The organism is Halorubrum sp. SD612 (assembly GCF_002135005.1).
This window is the reverse complement of record NZ_NEWI01000077.1, coordinates 1-14,833: the sequence shown is the minus strand read 5'-3', so window position 1 is coordinate 14,833 and position 14,833 is coordinate 1. Positions and strand designations below refer to the sequence as shown.

The 14,833-nt window shown below is 69.2% G+C and carries 16 protein-coding genes, 1 tRNA gene and 2 pseudogenes; 12 read left to right on the top strand and 7 right to left on the bottom strand.

Annotated features, from left to right (window positions below; all coding sequences use genetic code 11):
* A pseudogene (locus B9G38_RS10075) lies at nt 1-414 on the bottom strand (IS1595 family transposase); the annotation flags it as partial.
* A 25-nt stretch (nt 415-439) separates the two neighbouring features.
* A complete protein-coding gene (locus B9G38_RS10070) occupies nt 440-1,735 on the bottom strand; it encodes a 5'-nucleotidase C-terminal domain-containing protein (protein ID WP_233127186.1) in 1,296 nt (431 codons plus the stop codon).
* Between the two features lie 242 nt (nt 1,736-1,977).
* Between B9G38_RS10070 and B9G38_RS10065 the strand changes: the two are divergent.
* Nucleotides 1,978-3,070: pseudogene (locus tag B9G38_RS10065) on the top strand (archaeosine biosynthesis radical SAM protein RaSEA).
* Between the two features lie 264 nt (nt 3,071-3,334).
* Entirely contained in the window at nt 3,335-3,538 is a 204-nt protein-coding gene (locus B9G38_RS10060) for a hypothetical protein (RefSeq protein ID WP_086215585.1), read from the top strand.
* A gap of 27 nt (nt 3,539-3,565) precedes the next feature.
* Here B9G38_RS10060 and B9G38_RS10055 read toward each other — a convergent pair whose 3' ends face one another.
* A complete protein-coding gene (locus B9G38_RS10055) occupies nt 3,566-4,315 on the bottom strand; it encodes a 5-formyltetrahydrofolate cyclo-ligase (protein WP_086220285.1) in 750 nt (249 codons plus the stop codon).
* A gap of 86 nt (nt 4,316-4,401) precedes the next feature.
* Here B9G38_RS10055 and B9G38_RS10050 point away from each other — a divergent pair, with 86 nt between their 5' ends.
* Both B9G38_RS10050 and engB read left to right on the top strand, forming a co-directional pair.
* Complete coding sequence (locus B9G38_RS10050) at nt 4,402-5,097, top strand: DUF4013 domain-containing protein (RefSeq protein WP_086215583.1); 696 nt, start codon at nt 4,402-4,404, stop codon at nt 5,095-5,097.
* 53 nt (nt 5,098-5,150) lie between these two features.
* On the top strand, nt 5,151-5,771 hold the full coding sequence (gene engB / locus B9G38_RS10045) for a GTP-binding protein EngB (RefSeq protein WP_086220284.1): 621 nt from the start codon (nt 5,151-5,153) through the stop codon (nt 5,769-5,771).
* Nucleotides 5,772-6,263: 492 nt separating this feature from the next.
* Here the strand turns inward: engB and B9G38_RS10040 are convergent, their stop codons facing one another.
* Nucleotides 6,264-7,310 (bottom strand): hypothetical protein, encoded by a 1,047-nt coding sequence (locus tag B9G38_RS10040; protein WP_086220283.1) that lies wholly within the window; start codon nt 7,308-7,310, stop codon nt 6,264-6,266.
* A gap of 59 nt (nt 7,311-7,369) precedes the next feature.
* Complete coding sequence (locus B9G38_RS10035; RefSeq protein WP_049929373.1) at nt 7,370-8,077, bottom strand: DUF1405 domain-containing protein; 708 nt, start codon at nt 8,075-8,077, stop codon at nt 7,370-7,372.
* A 112-nt stretch (nt 8,078-8,189) separates the two neighbouring features.
* Here B9G38_RS10035 and B9G38_RS10030 point away from each other — a divergent pair, with 112 nt between their 5' ends.
* The 3 genes from B9G38_RS10030 (at nt 8,190) to B9G38_RS10020 (ending at nt 10,376) form a co-directional block, all read left to right on the top strand.
* On the top strand, nt 8,190-8,813 hold the full coding sequence (locus tag B9G38_RS10030; protein WP_086215581.1) for an FxsA family protein: 624 nt from the start codon (nt 8,190-8,192) through the stop codon (nt 8,811-8,813).
* Nucleotides 8,814-8,917: 104 nt separating this feature from the next.
* A tRNA-Ile gene (locus B9G38_RS10025) sits at nt 8,918-8,991 on the top strand.
* A gap of 188 nt (nt 8,992-9,179) precedes the next feature.
* On the top strand, nt 9,180-10,376 hold the full coding sequence (locus tag B9G38_RS10020) for a pyridoxal-phosphate dependent enzyme (protein ID WP_086220282.1): 1,197 nt from the start codon (nt 9,180-9,182) through the stop codon (nt 10,374-10,376).
* Between the two features lie 94 nt (nt 10,377-10,470).
* Here the strand turns inward: B9G38_RS10020 and B9G38_RS10015 are convergent, their stop codons facing one another.
* Nucleotides 10,471-10,926, bottom strand: coding sequence for a DUF6653 family protein (locus B9G38_RS10015; RefSeq protein ID WP_086220281.1), 456 nt, complete (start codon nt 10,924-10,926; stop codon nt 10,471-10,473).
* A gap of 173 nt (nt 10,927-11,099) precedes the next feature.
* Here B9G38_RS10015 and B9G38_RS10010 point away from each other — a divergent pair, with 173 nt between their 5' ends.
* The 5 genes from B9G38_RS10010 (at nt 11,100) to B9G38_RS09990 (ending at nt 14,037) form a co-directional block, all read left to right on the top strand.
* The gene (locus tag B9G38_RS10010; RefSeq protein ID WP_086220280.1) at nt 11,100-11,306 is read left to right on the top strand and encodes a hypothetical protein; all 207 of its coding nucleotides are present in this window, start codon (nt 11,100-11,102) and stop codon (nt 11,304-11,306) included.
* Nucleotides 11,307-11,414: 108 nt separating this feature from the next.
* Entirely contained in the window at nt 11,415-11,777 is a 363-nt protein-coding gene (locus B9G38_RS10005) for a hypothetical protein (protein WP_086220279.1), read from the top strand.
* Nucleotides 11,778-11,852: 75 nt separating this feature from the next.
* Complete coding sequence (dhaK, locus tag B9G38_RS10000; RefSeq protein WP_086220286.1) at nt 11,853-12,851, top strand: dihydroxyacetone kinase subunit DhaK; 999 nt, start codon at nt 11,853-11,855, stop codon at nt 12,849-12,851.
* Entirely contained in the window at nt 12,848-13,621 is a 774-nt protein-coding gene (dhaL, locus tag B9G38_RS09995; protein WP_086220278.1) for a dihydroxyacetone kinase subunit DhaL, read from the top strand. The genes dhaK and dhaL overlap by 4 nt, the downstream gene beginning before the upstream one ends.
* Nucleotides 13,621-14,037: a PTS mannose transporter subunit IID gene (locus B9G38_RS09990; RefSeq protein ID WP_086220277.1), complete on the top strand. Its 417-nt coding sequence runs from the start codon at nt 13,621-13,623 to the stop codon at nt 14,035-14,037. Before dhaL ends, B9G38_RS09990 begins: the two co-directional genes overlap by 1 nt.
* A 32-nt stretch (nt 14,038-14,069) precedes the next feature.
* Here the strand turns inward: B9G38_RS09990 and B9G38_RS09985 are convergent.
* A partial coding sequence (locus B9G38_RS09985; RefSeq protein WP_303646236.1) for a putative PEP-binding protein occupies nt 14,070-14,833 on the bottom strand: 764 nt, incomplete at its 5' end.

Genomic DNA, 14,833 nt, shown 5'->3' with positions numbered 1-14,833 from the left:
GCGCTCCCAGACAGTCGGAAATCCCCGACAGAACGCGGTTTCAAACTCTCTGAGCTGGTCGTGAAGCGTCGTGTAACACGGTGAGAGGAGACCAGCGATCTGGGTAATGCTGAGGAGTGTGTCAGCGTAGAGGATGAAGCCGATGAGGAACTCACCTGGGGTGAGTTCCGAATCGTAGAAGGGTGTCCCTCGCGTGTACGTGGTTTTCCAGTCACAGCGGCCACACCAGATACGGTCAGAGCCGTTGAGAGCGTGGAGGTTGTCTGCGCCGCAGTGTGGACAGGAGCGTTCTTCCCACACCGTCTTGAGACGCCGCTCGACGATGGCGTCGAGCGGCTCGGGCCGAAATTCTATTACCCCAAGTTCCGCAAGTTCCGCTAGCCTCTGGCCGAAGGCAGGACGGTCTTCACACATACCCGTCTTTGCCAGGCCAGAGGCACTAATACTCCTGGTTCCGCCAGTCTACTGAAGAGCGGCCGAAGTTCTGCCCGGTGTCGCTCTCCAGCGTGACGACCTGGCTCTCCAAAGTCTCGACGAGCTCCTCGCCAGTGAGCTCAAGCGAGACGACGGTGTTCGGGAACGGAAGCGTGTTGAAGATGTCTCCGCCGGTGATCTCGCCGGGCCCGTACACCGAGTCGGAGCGGATGCCGCCGGCGTTCGTGATCGCGACGTCGGCGTCGACGCGCTCGCGCATCGCGTCGGTGACCACGTTTCCGTAGTTCGTCTCGCGGTGGTAGTTCGAGCCGAACGTGGCGTCGAGCGGCGTCTCCGTCTCCACGATCACCGAGTCCAGGCTCACCTCTCCGCGGTACTCGTTGATGATGTCGGACGCGGTCGGGTCCTTCTCGATGTCGTCGGTGACCTCGATCAGCTCCCCGTCGAACGCGGTGACCTCGCCGCCGTCGATCGTCAGTTCGATTTCGCTGAGGTAACGGGCGCGGGCCCGAGCCTCGGAGACGATCGATCCGTCGACCTCCTCGGGCGGATAGAACTGCTCGTCGTCGCCGACGACGATCGCGTCGATGTCGTCGTCCGCGTCGGCCTCGGCGAGCGCCTCCGCGTCGCCGATGCCCGTGTGCGCGAGGGCGACGACGGCGTCGACGCCCTCGTCCTCCTTGAGCCGCTTCGCTTCGGCGGGGCCGGTTTCGGTGTACTCTTCGAGGGTCAATCCTTCTTCGTTGAATTTGATGTTCGTCTTTCCGAACGTCGCGCCCTCGTCGACGAGTCCGATCAGACCGACCTTGACACCGCCTCGCTCGACGATTCGGACGGACTCCGTTCCGTCGAACGCTTCGCCGGTCTCGCTGTCGACGAGGTTCGTCGCGAGCCACGGGAACTCGGAGTCGGCCGTCACGTCCGAGATAGGGTCGAGCCCGTAGTCGAACTCGTGGTTCCCGATCACGTCGGCGTCCGGCTCGACCTCGTTGAGCACGTCCACCGGCGCGCGCCACTGCGAGACGGGGCTCAGCGCGTGCGGCCCCACCTCGTCGCCGCCGCCGACCACGACGACGGGCCCGTCGGCCGCCGCCCGGCGCTGTTCGATGAGCGTCACCAGCCGCGGGAACTTCTTGTCCTCCGCCGCAGCCGTCTGAATGTCGTTGTACGACAGGACTGTGAGCGTCGTCGCGCCGTCGCCGTCGGCGGCCGTCGCCGATCCCGAGACGAGCGACCCGCCGAGTACGATTCCACCCGCTCGCAACACGTCACGCCGTCCGTAGTCACGGTCCCGTGACATCGAATTATTTCACTTAGTGATATGTATAAAATCTTTCTATGAAATAGTATATATTTATCAATTCGCGATGTTTGAGAATTTTTCACAAACAACCCTTCTGAGACGGGTCGGCGAGGGACTCGACCGCGGTGGGCGCGCGGAAGAGTGTCCCCGCGGGCCAGACGCGATCACACCCGCAGCGACGCGCCGGCCGTTCCCGCGATGACGACACCGCTTTACGCGCTCGCCCGCTTCCACCGACAATGAGCCAGCCGAGCCCCGACGCGTACGAGCAGGGGCGCGGGATGGACGCGCACAACGCCGTGATGCGCGACATCCGCGCCGAGCGCTCGGAGACGTACGACCCGACGGAGCCCACCCGCGTCTGGATCGACGAGGACAACACGCCCGACGGCGTCGTGAACTCCCTCACGATCATCCTGAACACCGGCGGCTGTCGGTGGGCGCGCGCCGGGGGCTGTACGATGTGCGGGTACGTCGCGGAGTCGGTCGAGGGCGGCAGCGTCGCGCACGAGGACCTCATGACCCAGATCGACGCGTGCCTCGATCACGAGGCCGAGGAGGCCGACGAGCCGGCCGAGCTGATCAAGATCTACACCTCCGGCTCCTTCCTCGACGAGCGCGAGGTCCCCGCGGAGACGCGGCGGGCGATCGCCGAGACGTTCGCGGACCGCGACCGGATCGTCGTCGAATCGCTGCCGGACTTCGTCGACCGCGAGAAGATCGCCGACTTCGCGGACCACGAGATCGCCACCGACGTGGCGGTCGGGCTGGAGACGGCGACCGACCGCGTCCGTCACGACTGCGTGAACAAGTACTTCGACTTCGCCGACTTCGAGGACGCCTGCGCCGAGGCGGCCGCGGCCGACGGCGAGTTCGCCGCCGACGTGGGGATCAAAGCGTACCTCCTGATGAAGCCGCCCTTCCTCGCGGAGCCCGAGGCCGCCGCCGACATGATCGATTCGATCCGGCGCTGCGCGGCCGTCGACGGCTGTCACACGGTCTCGATGAACCCGACGAACGTCCAGCGGTACACGATGGTCGACGAGCTGTTCTTCGAGGGGGGCTACCGGCCGCCGTGGCTCTGGTCGGTCGCGCACGTACTGGAGGAGACCGCCGACGTCGACGCCATCGTCGTCTCCGATCCCGTGGGGCACGGCTCCGACCGCGGCGCGCACAACTGCGGCGAGTGCGACGACCGCGTCCAGACCGCGATCAAGGACTTCGACAGGCGGCAGGACCCGGGCGTTTTCGAGCAGGTGTCCTGCGAGTGCGAGGCCACCTGGGAGTGTGATGGACGAGGAGACGAGCTACAACATGCCGCTGGCGCGGTAAGCGCGGTCGGCGCGTCGACCCAGAGCGGGCAGGGGAGCGCCCTCGCGCGAGCACAGCCCCCGCCAAACTCCCGGACGCGACCCGCCGATCCCCCGCCGGTCTCCGCGGAACGATTGTGAACGATGCCGATCAATATTTCTCTCATTTAGTAAACGTACGGCCCAGAACATTCGGAAACGAGTCACAAATCGGCGTGGCAAAGTCGATCATACTGAACGATCAGGTCGAACAAGGCCCTTATACCTCGGACCCGTACAGTAGAACATGAACGCAGACGCCAGCGGTTCCCCGCCCTCCCGCGGGAAGTCGGTCCTCTTCTGTCCGGAGTGTCGCTTCGAAAGCCCCCTGTCGGACGGGTGGCTCGTCGTCAGCGACGGCGACGAGCGGACGCTCGTCTGTCCGAAGTGCGGCCACGTCGCCGACCACCGGTCGGCGCGATCAGCACCGACGCCGCAGCACGCCGACTGATTCCCGCGGCGAGGGTCGCAGCCGTCGTTATCCTTCTTCCGGCGCCCGTTCCGCGAGAACCGGTATCTCGGACAGCTTCTCCGCGTCGAGCGCGTCCCAGTCGACGCCGTCGGGTCGCGCGTACGGCGTCTCCGTCCGGAGCGCTCGCTCCGGTGTGACGACGAGGTCGAGCGGTACGTCGTGAGCGTCGGGCTCCTGGAGGTCGACATCGGCTCCGACCGCCGACTCGGGTCCGTCGAGGACGGAGAGCTCGTGAACCGTCGTCGCGACCGTCGTGTCGTCATCCACGACGTCGAGTTCGCGGAGCACCGCCCACTCCAGGTCGCTGTACCCCTCGCCCTTGCCGACCCGGGCGCCGCCCGTCGTGACGCCAACGGAGCCGACGACGATCAGGTCGACGCGCGCGACGCCATCGGGCGCTGTCGGCGTCCCGTACTCGGAGATGCCGGAGACGGTCGTCGCGTCGTCGATCTCGTCGGGCGGGATCTCGGCCGGATCGAGGCGGAGGAACGGGTTCGGGTCGCGGAGCCGCGGCTGCGCGACGTAGACGGTCTTCCCGGCGCGGAGCGCGGCCCGGCGGACCGGCAGCTGCGGCGCGTCGGGGTTGGCCTTCAGCGTCGCGGCCGACTCCCACGCCTCGGTCTCCGCGAGCCGCGTCGCCGCGGCGTCCGCGCCGGCGAAGTTCGGGATCCGGTCGTGCGGCGGGAACGGGAACCGCGCCTGATCGCCCTCGTCGAACGCGTCCCACACCGCCTCGCGGACAGCCTCTTTGTCCATGGGAGTCGGTCGGCCCTCGCGGACAAGTAGTCGGCGACGCGGCGAACGGCGGGGAGTTATATACCCGATCGCCGTCATCACGGCGTATGATCGAAGACGGACTCTCCTATCCCGTGCGCGGCGACTGGGTCGGGCGGATGGTCGTCGGCGGCGTATTGGGGCTGCTCTCGGTGTTGGTGATCCCGACGTTCCTCGTGTTCGGATATCTCGTGCGGGTGCTGGAGCGCACCGTCGCGGGGGACGACGAGCCGCCGGAGTTCGACGACTGGGGCGACCTGCTGGCGAAGGGCGTCGTCGGGACGCTGATCGCGCTCGCGTACTCGGTCGTCCCGGTCGTCCTCTACGTGGTCCTCGTCACCGTCGTCGCCGGGATCGGGTCGGGCGTCGGCGGCGATCTGGGTGCGCTCATCGGGGTGACCGGCGCGCTGCTCGCGCTGGCGTTTCTCCCGGTGCTGCTGTTCGTCTACTACGCGGTCCCGGCGGCCCTCACGGCGTACGCGGTCCGCGGCAGGGCGGGCGCGGCGTTCGACGTCGACCTGCTCAAACCCACGCTTTTCAGCGCCGACTACCTCCTCGCAGTACTGGCACCGATTCTCGTCGCGATCGGGGTGTTCGTCGTCTCCGTCGTGCTCCTCGTGACCGTCGTCGGGTCGGTGCTCGTCCCGTTCGTCCAGTTCTACGGACAGGTCGCCGTGTTCCGGATGTTCGGCGCGGCGTTCGCGGACCGGACCGACGGGATCGACGCCGGGAGGGAGAGCGTCGGCGACGCCGCGACCGCCTGAGACCGCGCCGCCGCGACGCGCCTTTTAAACCGCTCTACCGACCACGTACGCGTATGTTCGAAGACCGGCCGGACCGCGACGCCGAGGTCGTCCTCGTGGGGCGCTCGAACGTCGGCAAGTCCACGCTGATGCGCGAGCTGACGGGCCACGACTTCTCGACCGGCGGCAAGCCGGGCGTCACCCGCCAGCCGAACCACTTCGACTGGGCCAGCGAGAGCTTCATGTTCACGGACCTACCCGGCTTCGGCTTCATGTCCGGCGTCGAGGAGGAGCACCGCGAGCAGATCAAGACCGACATCGTCCGCTACCTAGAGGACAACGCGGACTCCATTCTCGGTGGCGTCGTCGTGATGGACGGGAAGGCCGCGGTCGACATCATCGACCGTCACGCCGAGCGGGGGAATATTCCGCACGACGTGGAGATGTTCGGGTTCCTCGAAGACGTGGGAGTCGAGCCGATCATCGCCGTCAACAAGACCGACAAGATCGACGACCTCGACGAGCGGCTCGACGCGATCTGCGACCGGCTCGGCCTCTACCCGCCGTGGCAGCAGTGGTCCGACCGCGTGGCTCCGATCTGCGCGAAGCGCGGCGACATCGAGGCGCTGGAGGAGTGTCTCCGAACGCGCTTCCACGACCACAACCGCGACGACCTACTGAAATTCGTCTCTTAAGTATCGGTGTGAGACGGTGGGGTCGGTTGCGCAGAGATTTCAGCCGAATTGGTACAATCGGCCAGCTGTGGATCGGCGGAAAACACCTCCAGACCCCAGTCGCTCGGCTGTACCTGACTGACGAACGATCGACGGTGAACAGCTCCAAAGACTCAGTCGCGAGGGCTCGGTGCGCTCGCTGTCGTTCGAGACGCCGGAGGCGTCTCGTGATAACGAGAGAGCTTTGCTCTCTCGAACCACGCTCCTCGTCGCTCGCTCCACTCGCTCCTGCGGTGCTCGCGTCGCGCGCCTTCGTCCTCGCAACTGTCTATTTGAGTCCCACCCCGCAACCGCACCTCACGCCTCCCCAGCCTCGTCGGCCTCCCTCCGCTTCGCTCCGGTCGACCGACTCCCTCGCGCGTGCTGCTCGGCCGCGGAGCGGCCTCGCAGGCACGCGCCGCCGCGAATTTGTTTATAAACTACCGCGTCAGTGCCCGGCTCGAATCCCTCGCTTCAGAACTCGAAGCCGACCGCGTCATCGCTCGGGCGGAGCGGGCTCTTCGGGTACGGCGGCTCGGCGTCGGGGTCGTTGTACGCGCGCGGCGCCACGTCGTTCGGCCCGTCCGAGTAACAGAGCGCGGCGAGCGTCTGGATCGCGGTGCGGCCGCTGGCGAGTTCGAACTGGCCGCCCCCGTACATCCGGATCCCCTCGCGCTCGCAGTATGCGATCGTCTCGAACAGCGATTCGAGGGTGCCGAACCGCGAGGGTTTGATATTACACCACCCCGGCTCGACGGGGAGCGATTCGAGACTCTCGACGCCGTCGACCGGGTAGTCGAACGAGAGGCGGTCAGCCTGCGGCTCGACGAGCGCGCTGGTCGCGGGCGTGAACGCGGGGTCCTCCACGACCGCCGCCGGGAACGCCGCGAACACGTCGCGGTACAGCTCCGGGTCGGGCTCGACGTCGACCTCGGTCCCCTCGTACCACCCCTTGAGGTCGAGGACGCGCACGGCGTCGGTTTTCCGGAGAGTTTCGAACGCCGACTGCGGCCACTCCGCGGTGGGGTCGAGCTTGAACTCCAAGTCGGCGTTGCGCGCGAGCAGTTCCTCGACCCGGTCGGTCGACGGGGGATCACCGAGGCGAGTGGAGACGACAAACCGAACTGAATCGGGGTCGACGCCGAGCCGGTCGCCCAGCGTCTCCTCGCGTTGCCGGAGCGCCAGGTCGAGCGCCGCGCTCTCGACCGCCCAGCGCCGGTAGTTGCGTGCGGTCTCGTTCTTGGGCGGCGTTCCGTGGAAGAGGTCGATCTCGTCGAGTCGGTCGGAGAGCGCGTCGATCGTCCACTCGCCCTCGATGTCGATCGGGTCGGTCCCGGCGAGCGCGTCGTGGTCGGCGGTCTCGTAGGTCACGTCCTCGCCGCGCCCCACGACGCCGTCGCCGGAGAGCCGGTACTCCGTCGTCGTCCGCTCGAAGCCGCTCGTCGTGTCGGCGACGTACCGCCGGCGGGCGACGGACTCGATCGTCACCGACATGTCGGCGATCCGCTCGTAGTGGCTCATAGCACAGTCGAAGCGGGCCGATCACTTAAATCGGTGAGCGGGAGGTGGCGTCGGACTGGCTACGTCCCGAGGTCGCCCGCGCGGCGTCGGAGCGTCGCGATACGGGTTCCGAGCGTCCAGAACAGCGGGATCACGGTAAGTACGACCGCGCCGGCGGCCGCGACCTGAAGCACGGTCGTCGTGAACCACGGCTCGCCGTCGGCGTACGGCAGCGCGGTGTGTGTCACGTCGCCGATCACGGGGACAAAGTAGTCCATCAGCAGGTCGACGGTGTACCACGCGGTCGCGATCGCCACCGCGCGGAGCGGGAAGTCGGTGATGCGGTGGAGGACGAACGCCTGGACGACCATCGCGAGGTGGCTTACGAGCAGGAACGCGTACAGCCCGGGGCCGTTGACCGCGAGGAACTCCGGCCAGAAGACGACGAGGACGTACGGGGTCCACAGCCCGAGCTTGACGTTGCCGAAGAAGGCGAGCGCGGCGAGGGTGTCGCTCGACCGCCCGAGCGCCCACGCGCCGAGCGCGAGCGCGATGAGCAGCGTCGCGCCGGGGCTGTCGGGGATGAAGAGCCACATCTCCGTCGGGAGGGCGCGGAACTGGAACCGGTAGTACCAGAAGCCGAACGCGGTGCCGACGAGGTTGATGACGACGATAACCCACGCGAACCGGAAGGCGACGTCCTCCAGCCGTTTCGGGAGCGGCGCGACCCACCGCGGCAGCGACTCGCGGTCCGGCGGGTCGCGTCCGAGCGCGCCGACGATGTCCATACCGCGGGCTCGGACCGGGCGGGCAAAGCGGTGGCGGTCGCGGTGGACGCGACCGGCGATGCGGGCGACCGCGACGAAAAGGGCTATGCGTGCCCGGCGGGAAGGCGGGGGTATGCGCCCGCGAACGCTGCTCGCGCTGCTGCTCGTCGTCCCCCTCGTGGACGCGCTGTTCCTGATCGTGGTCGCGACGCGGCTCGGGTGGGCCGTCACGGTCGCGCTCGTCGTGTTGACGGCCGTCCTCGGCATGCTCCTGCTGCGCGCCGAGGGACGCGCGACGCTCGCGCGCATCCAACGCAAACTGGCCCGGGGCTCGCCGCCGACCGACGAACTGCTCGACGGCGGGCTGCTCATCGCCGCGGGCGCGTTCCTGCTCACGCCGGGGCTCGTCACCGACGCCGTCGGGTTCCTCCTTGCCCTCCCGCTCTCGCGGGTCCCGATCCGAATGGCCCTGAAGAAGTACGTCGTCGTCCCGTACCTCGAGCGCGAGACGGACGGCTTCTTCTCGGGGAACGTCTACGTCGGCGGCTTCCCGGGCGACGGTGAGGGCGGGTTCTCGATGGGCGGCGGCTTCCCCGGTGGTCCCGGGGGCGACCCCGACGGGTTCGACGGCGGCAGCGGCACGGACGCCGACGAGAGCGTCGCAGGGAACGCGGGCTCCGGTGGCGCGTCGACGGACGACGACGTCGTCGACGTGGACTTCACCGTCGAAGAGGAGGAGCGGAAGGGAAGCGACTGACGGCGCCGGGGTCGCGATCCCCCGTGAAACCGCCACACGGCGGGGCGGCCTTCGAAAGGAAACCCTTAAAATCCTACCCGCGCAACGACTGAATGCGCTCACCTGGGCCAATAGCTCAGTCAGGTTGAGCGCTCGGCTGATAACCGGGAGGTCCACGGTTCAAATCCGTGTTGGCCCACCTACTGCGCGCACGGTCTTTGGCCGTGCGGGATTGGTGGGCTGGGACTCCCCAGCCACCCAATTTCGTCGTTCTACGCCTCTAGAGGCACCGCTACGTCGTCGCGAGCAGGTTCCGGACGCGCTCGACCACCGGCCTCGCCCGGTCGCCGTAACCAGCCATTTGTACACCGCCCGCGAGGGAGCGGTATGGACCGATTGGCCTGTTACGACTGCGGCGAGACGTACGCGTTCGGCGGCGCGGCCCGCTGCGCGTGCGGCGAGCCGCTCTGGTTCGATACCGACGCCGCCGCGTTCGACTGGCCCGACCCGAGCGAACCCGCCGGCGGGGTTTCGCTCGGGCGAGACACCCTCTGGCGCTACGACTCCGTGCTTCCCGCGACGGCGCCCACGGGGCTCGCCGCCGCCGCGGGCGGGACCCCGCTGTTTCGCGCGCCGTCGATCGAACCGACTGACGGCCCGCAGATCCATCTCAAAGTCGAGGGCGTCAACCCGACGGGGAGTTTCAAGGACCGGGGGACCGCGGTCGGTATCTGTCGGGTAGACGGCCCGGTCGGCACCGTCTCGCACGGCAACATGGCGTTGAGCGTCGCCGCCCACGCCGCCGCGGCGGGCCGGGACGCGGTCATCCTCGTGGCGGAGGACACCCCGGACGCCCGGCTCGCGATGATCGCCCAACACGACCCGCACCTGTTCCGGGTCCGCGGCGACTACGGGCGGCTCTATCACGACACCCTCGAACGCGACCTCGGCGTCGCGTTCCTCAACTCCGACGCCCCGCTTCGGGTGGCCGGACAGAAGACCGTCGCCTACGAGATTTGCGAGGCGTTCGCCCCCGACGCCCCCGACGCGATCGTCCTGCCCGTCAGCAGCGGCGGACAGGCGAGCGGGGTCTGGAAGGCGCTCCGGGAGCTGGACGGGGCGGGGCTGCTCTCGTCGGTCCCGCGGATCTACCTCGCGCAGGCCGCGCGCTGTGACCCGATCGCGCGGGCGTACCGCCGCGGAGAGTCGCGCGTCGAGCCGGTGGAGGGCGAGCCGACGGCGGCCGTCTCGATCAACAACGCCGACCCGCCGAGCGGGAACCGGGCGCTGGCGGCCGTCTCGGAGACGGACGGGAGCGTCGTCTCCGTCGCGGAGGAAGCGATGATCGACGAGACGGAGCGCCTCGCGGCCGACGCCGGCGTCTCCGTCGAGCCGTCCTGCGCCGTGGCCACGGCGGCCGTCCGGGAGCTCTCCGCGTCCGGCGAGCTGGGCTCCGACGACGACGTCGCCGTGATACTGACCGGGTCGGGGTACAAGTACGGGGCCGCGGACGCCGGGGACTCGTCGGTCCGAGAGGTCGACCGACTGGACGTCCCCGACGCGGTCCGCGACGCGGTGTCGTGAGCCGTCGTACCGGACGCTGAGGGGCGGCCGGCGGTTCGGAGAGCGGGTGGAAGGGAGCGCCCCGCGTCGGGACGGTCATTGCTGCGAACGGCCGCTATCGCCGTTCCTGACGGTCGTCGGCGGCGTCGTACCGCCGGACCAGCGCGCCGACGTACCAGAACTTCAGCCCCATCGCGAGCGCGCCGGCGAGGCCGGCCCGGAGGGGTCGCCGGCGGTACGCGGCGACGAACGCGTACACCGAGACGGGGACGTTGACCAGGTTGAGCCAGTTCGGGTACGTGCGGTCGAAGACGCCCGCCTTCCGTTCGCGCGTCCACCAGCGCTCGGCCAGCACCACGCGGGTCATCCACGCGTCGTCGCGCTCGGGCGGGGAGAACAGAACGGGGTTCAGGACCGTGAACAGGAGCGCGGCGCCGGCGAGTCGCCAGTTCCGGTGGTAAACGGCGTAGAGGAGCGCCGGCAACAGGACCGTGCGGCTCCACCCGCTCTTCGGATTGGAGTGGCGGCGCCAGACCCGCTCTTCGAAGTCGTCCGGTAGGTTGAGGACCATGTTCGAGCGTCGCTCCGAGCGATCAAATAGCTTCGTCCGCGTCGGCGAGCGCCGTCGTGTACTCGGTGAGTTCGGGCGCCTTGGCGCCCCTCAGTTCGCACTCCGCGAGCTCCGGGTCCGAACCACCGAATTCTTTTACCGGTCAACAGCCACCGACAAACGCCCTCAAAACCATGCTCGACGAGATATTCGAGGTCGTCTTCGACGTCATCCTGGAACTGGTCCCCACCGTCATCCTGAAGATCGTCCTCCTGCTCGCCGGCCTCGTCGCGGTGGCGGTCGGCGTCCCGCTGCTCGCCGACGCGCCGCTCGTCGGCGGCGCGCTGACCGTCCTCGGCGCGGCGGCGGTGATCGGCGTCCTCGCCAGCTGGGCGCTGTAATCGGACGCCTTCCTCGACGTCGCAGCGCCGAGCGACCGCGGCTCGTTTCGGAATAATTGAACGAATCGAGGCCGGAAATTTATATCGCAGTTGGCCGTGCGGCGGGGTATGGACATGTTCGAGGACGGCGGGACCTGTTCGAACGGCCACTACTTCGCCTCCGCGGGACGCACCGGGGGCGGCACCTACTACTGCCCGCGCTGCAACGCGAAGAACGTCTCGCCGGGCGCCGAGGGGATCCGGAACGGCGGCCGCTGTCTGAAGGGTCACTACTTCGAGGCGCCGACCGAGATCGGGAACGGGACGTACGCGTGCCCGGACTGCGAGTCGGTCGACCTCGACCCGGTCACGGACGCGTTCGACGACGGCGGAACCTGCGCGAACGGTCACGAGTTCCGCGTTCCCGACCGGACCGACGACGGTGCGTTCCGCTGTCGCGAGTGCGGCACCCTCGATCTGGAGCCGAACTGACCGCTGGCCGGGGCGCGCGGCGACGCTAGGGGGCCACTACTCTTATGCGAGCCGAGAGAGTCGGTACCAATGACCATGAAGAAGCTGATCAACGACCCGGACGACGTCGTCGACGAGATGCTCGACGGGATGACCGCCGCGCATCCCGACCGCCTGCGGCGCCTGCCGGACACGCAGGTGCTCGTGCGCGACGACGGGCCGGTCGACGGGAAGGTGGCGCTGGTGACCGGGGGCGGCAGCGGCCACGAGCCGACGCACGCGGGGTACATCGGCGACGGCATGCTCGACGGGGCGGCCGCTGGCGACGTGTTCTCCTCGCCGACCGCGGACGAGTTCGAGGAACTGATCGGCGCCTGCGACGCGGGCGACGGCGTCCTCGCGATCATCAAGAACTACGAGGGCGACGTGATGAACTTCGAGACCGCCATCGAGCTCGCGGAGATGGAGGGCGTCGAGGTCGAGAGCGTCGTGGTGAACGACGACGTGGCGGTCGAGGACTCGCTGTACACCTCCGGGCGCCGCGGCGTCTGCGGGACGATCCTCGTCCACAAGGCCGCGGGCGCGAAGGCCGCGCAGGGCGCCGACCTCGGGGAGGTCAAGCGCGTCGCGGAGAAGGTGGTCGACAGCGTCGGCACGATGGGCACCGCGCTCACCTCCTGTGTCACCCCGGAGAAGGGCGAGCCCACCTTCGATCTCGGCGACGACGAGATCGAACTCGGCATCGGGATCCACGGCGAGCCCGGCACCGAGCGCACCGAGGCGATGCCGGCCGACGCGGTCACCGAACACCTCACCGACGCGGTCCTCGACGACCTCGACCTCGACGAGGGGCGGGAGGTGCTCACGGTCGTCAACGGGATGGGCGCCACGCCGCAGATGGAGCTGTTCGTCGTCAACCGCCGGCTCCAGGAGCTGCTCGGCGAGCGCGGCCTGGAGACCTACGACGCGTGGGTCGGCGACTACATGACCTCGCTGGACATGGCCGGCGCGTCGATCACGGTGTGCGCGGTCGACGACGAGCTGAAGGAGCTGTTCGACGCGCCGGCCGACACCCCGGCGCTGACGGTCAAATGAGCGGCGACGGCGCGGCGGCCGGAGACGACCGGGCGACCGACGACGGCGCGGCGGTCGTCGCGGCCGTCGAGGCGGTCGCCGAGCGCATCGAGGCCGAACGCGACCACCTGACGCAGCTCGACTCCGCCATCGGCGACGCCGACCACGGCGGGAACATGGCGCGCGGCTGGGCCGAGGCGGCCGACGCCGCGCGCGACCTCGACGACCCGGACGCCGAGACCGTCGCGAAGACGGTCGGCAAGACGCTGATGAGCGAGGTCGGCGGGGCCTCCGGCCCGCTGTTCGGCGGGTCGCTCGTGTTCGCGGCGGCCGAGCTCGACGAGGGGATCACCCCGGAGACCGCGGTCGCATTCGCGGAGACCTACCTCGAAAAGGTCGAGGACCGCGGCGACGCGCGGGTCGGTGACCAGACGATGGTGGACGCGCTGACGCCCGCGGTCCACACGTTCAAGAAGTCGATCGAGGTCGACGACCTCCCGCCGATCGAGGCGCTCGCGAAGGCGGTCGACGCCGCGGAGCGCGGCGTCGCGTTCACCGTCCCGATCCGCGCGCGGAAGGGCCGCGCCTCCTACCTCGGCTGGCGGTCCGTCGGCCATCAGGACCCCGGCGCGACGAGCGCGCTGTTCATCCTCGAAGAGCTGCTCGCCGTCGCCGCCGACCGGCTCGGCGTCGACGTTCCGGAGACGGACGCCGCCTCGCCGACGATTCCGGACGAGGACGCGGACGAAGCGGCGGGCGATTCCCCCGAAGCGGACTCGGAGGACGGCTGATGGTCGGGATCGTCGTCGTGTCGCACAGCGAGCGCGCCGCGGAGGGGATCGCGGAGATCGCCGCCGAGATGGCCGGCGACACCCGCATCGAACCGGTCGGCGGCGACGGGAAGGGCGGGATCGGCACCGTGCCGGACGCGATCGAGGACGCCATCGACGCCGCGGCCGGGGGGTCGGGCAACGGCGCTGACGGGAGCGACGGCGAATCGGACGGCGTCGTCGTCCTCGTCGACCTCGGCAGCGCGGTGATGAACGCGGACGTCGCGGTCGAGATGAGCGGCGCCGAGGCGGTCATCGCGGACGCGCCCGTCCTCGAAGGGGCGGTCAACGCGGCGGTCGCGGCCGCGGACCCCTCGGCCACGATGGAGTCCGTGCGCGAGCAGGCGGAGGCGGCTCGCGACATGGAGAAACTGTAGGCCGGGACCTCCCGATTCTCCCTCGGTTCGGCCTACGCCGCGCGGTCGTCGAGGCCAAGCGCGTCCAGCACCTCGCGGCGCGTCTCGCAGGCCAGCGCGTCGCTCGGGAGCGACCGGGCCGCGTCGGCGTCGACCTCGCGGACCCGTCGCTTCACGTCCGGGACCGTCACCGCGCTCATGCTGAGCTCGTCGAATCCGAGCCCGACGAGCAGCTCCGTCAGCGCCGGGTCGCCCGCCGTCTCGCCGCACATCCCGACCCACGCGTCGGTTCCGTCGACGGCCGCGGTGGTTCGGTCGAGCGCGCGCAACACCGCCGGGTGGAGCGGGTCGTGGTACTCCGCGACCGCGTCGTTGCCGCGGTCCGCCGCCATCACGTACTGGGCGAGGTCGTTCGTCCCGACGCTCAGGAAGTCGAGGCGCTCGGCGAGCGCGTGCGCGAGAAACGCCGCGGCCGGCGTCTCGACCATCGCGCCGAGCTCGGGGACCGCGTGGGCGACGCGCTCGGCCGCGAGGTCCTCGGCGACCGACTCGACGGCGTCGACCGCGCGCTCGACCTCCTCGACCCGCGTGACGAGGGGGAACATCACGGCCAGCCCGTCGCCCTCGTCGGTCGCCGCGGCGCGCAGCAGCGCTCGGAGCTGCGTCTCGAAGAGGTCCGCGTGTTCGTCGAGCGACAGGCGGATCCCGCGCCGCCCGAGGAACGGGTTCGGCTCGTCCGGGAGGTCGAGGTACGGGGCCTGTGCCGTATAACAATTCCCGAGCCTAACAGACCGTACTAGACCGAGCATTCCGGCTT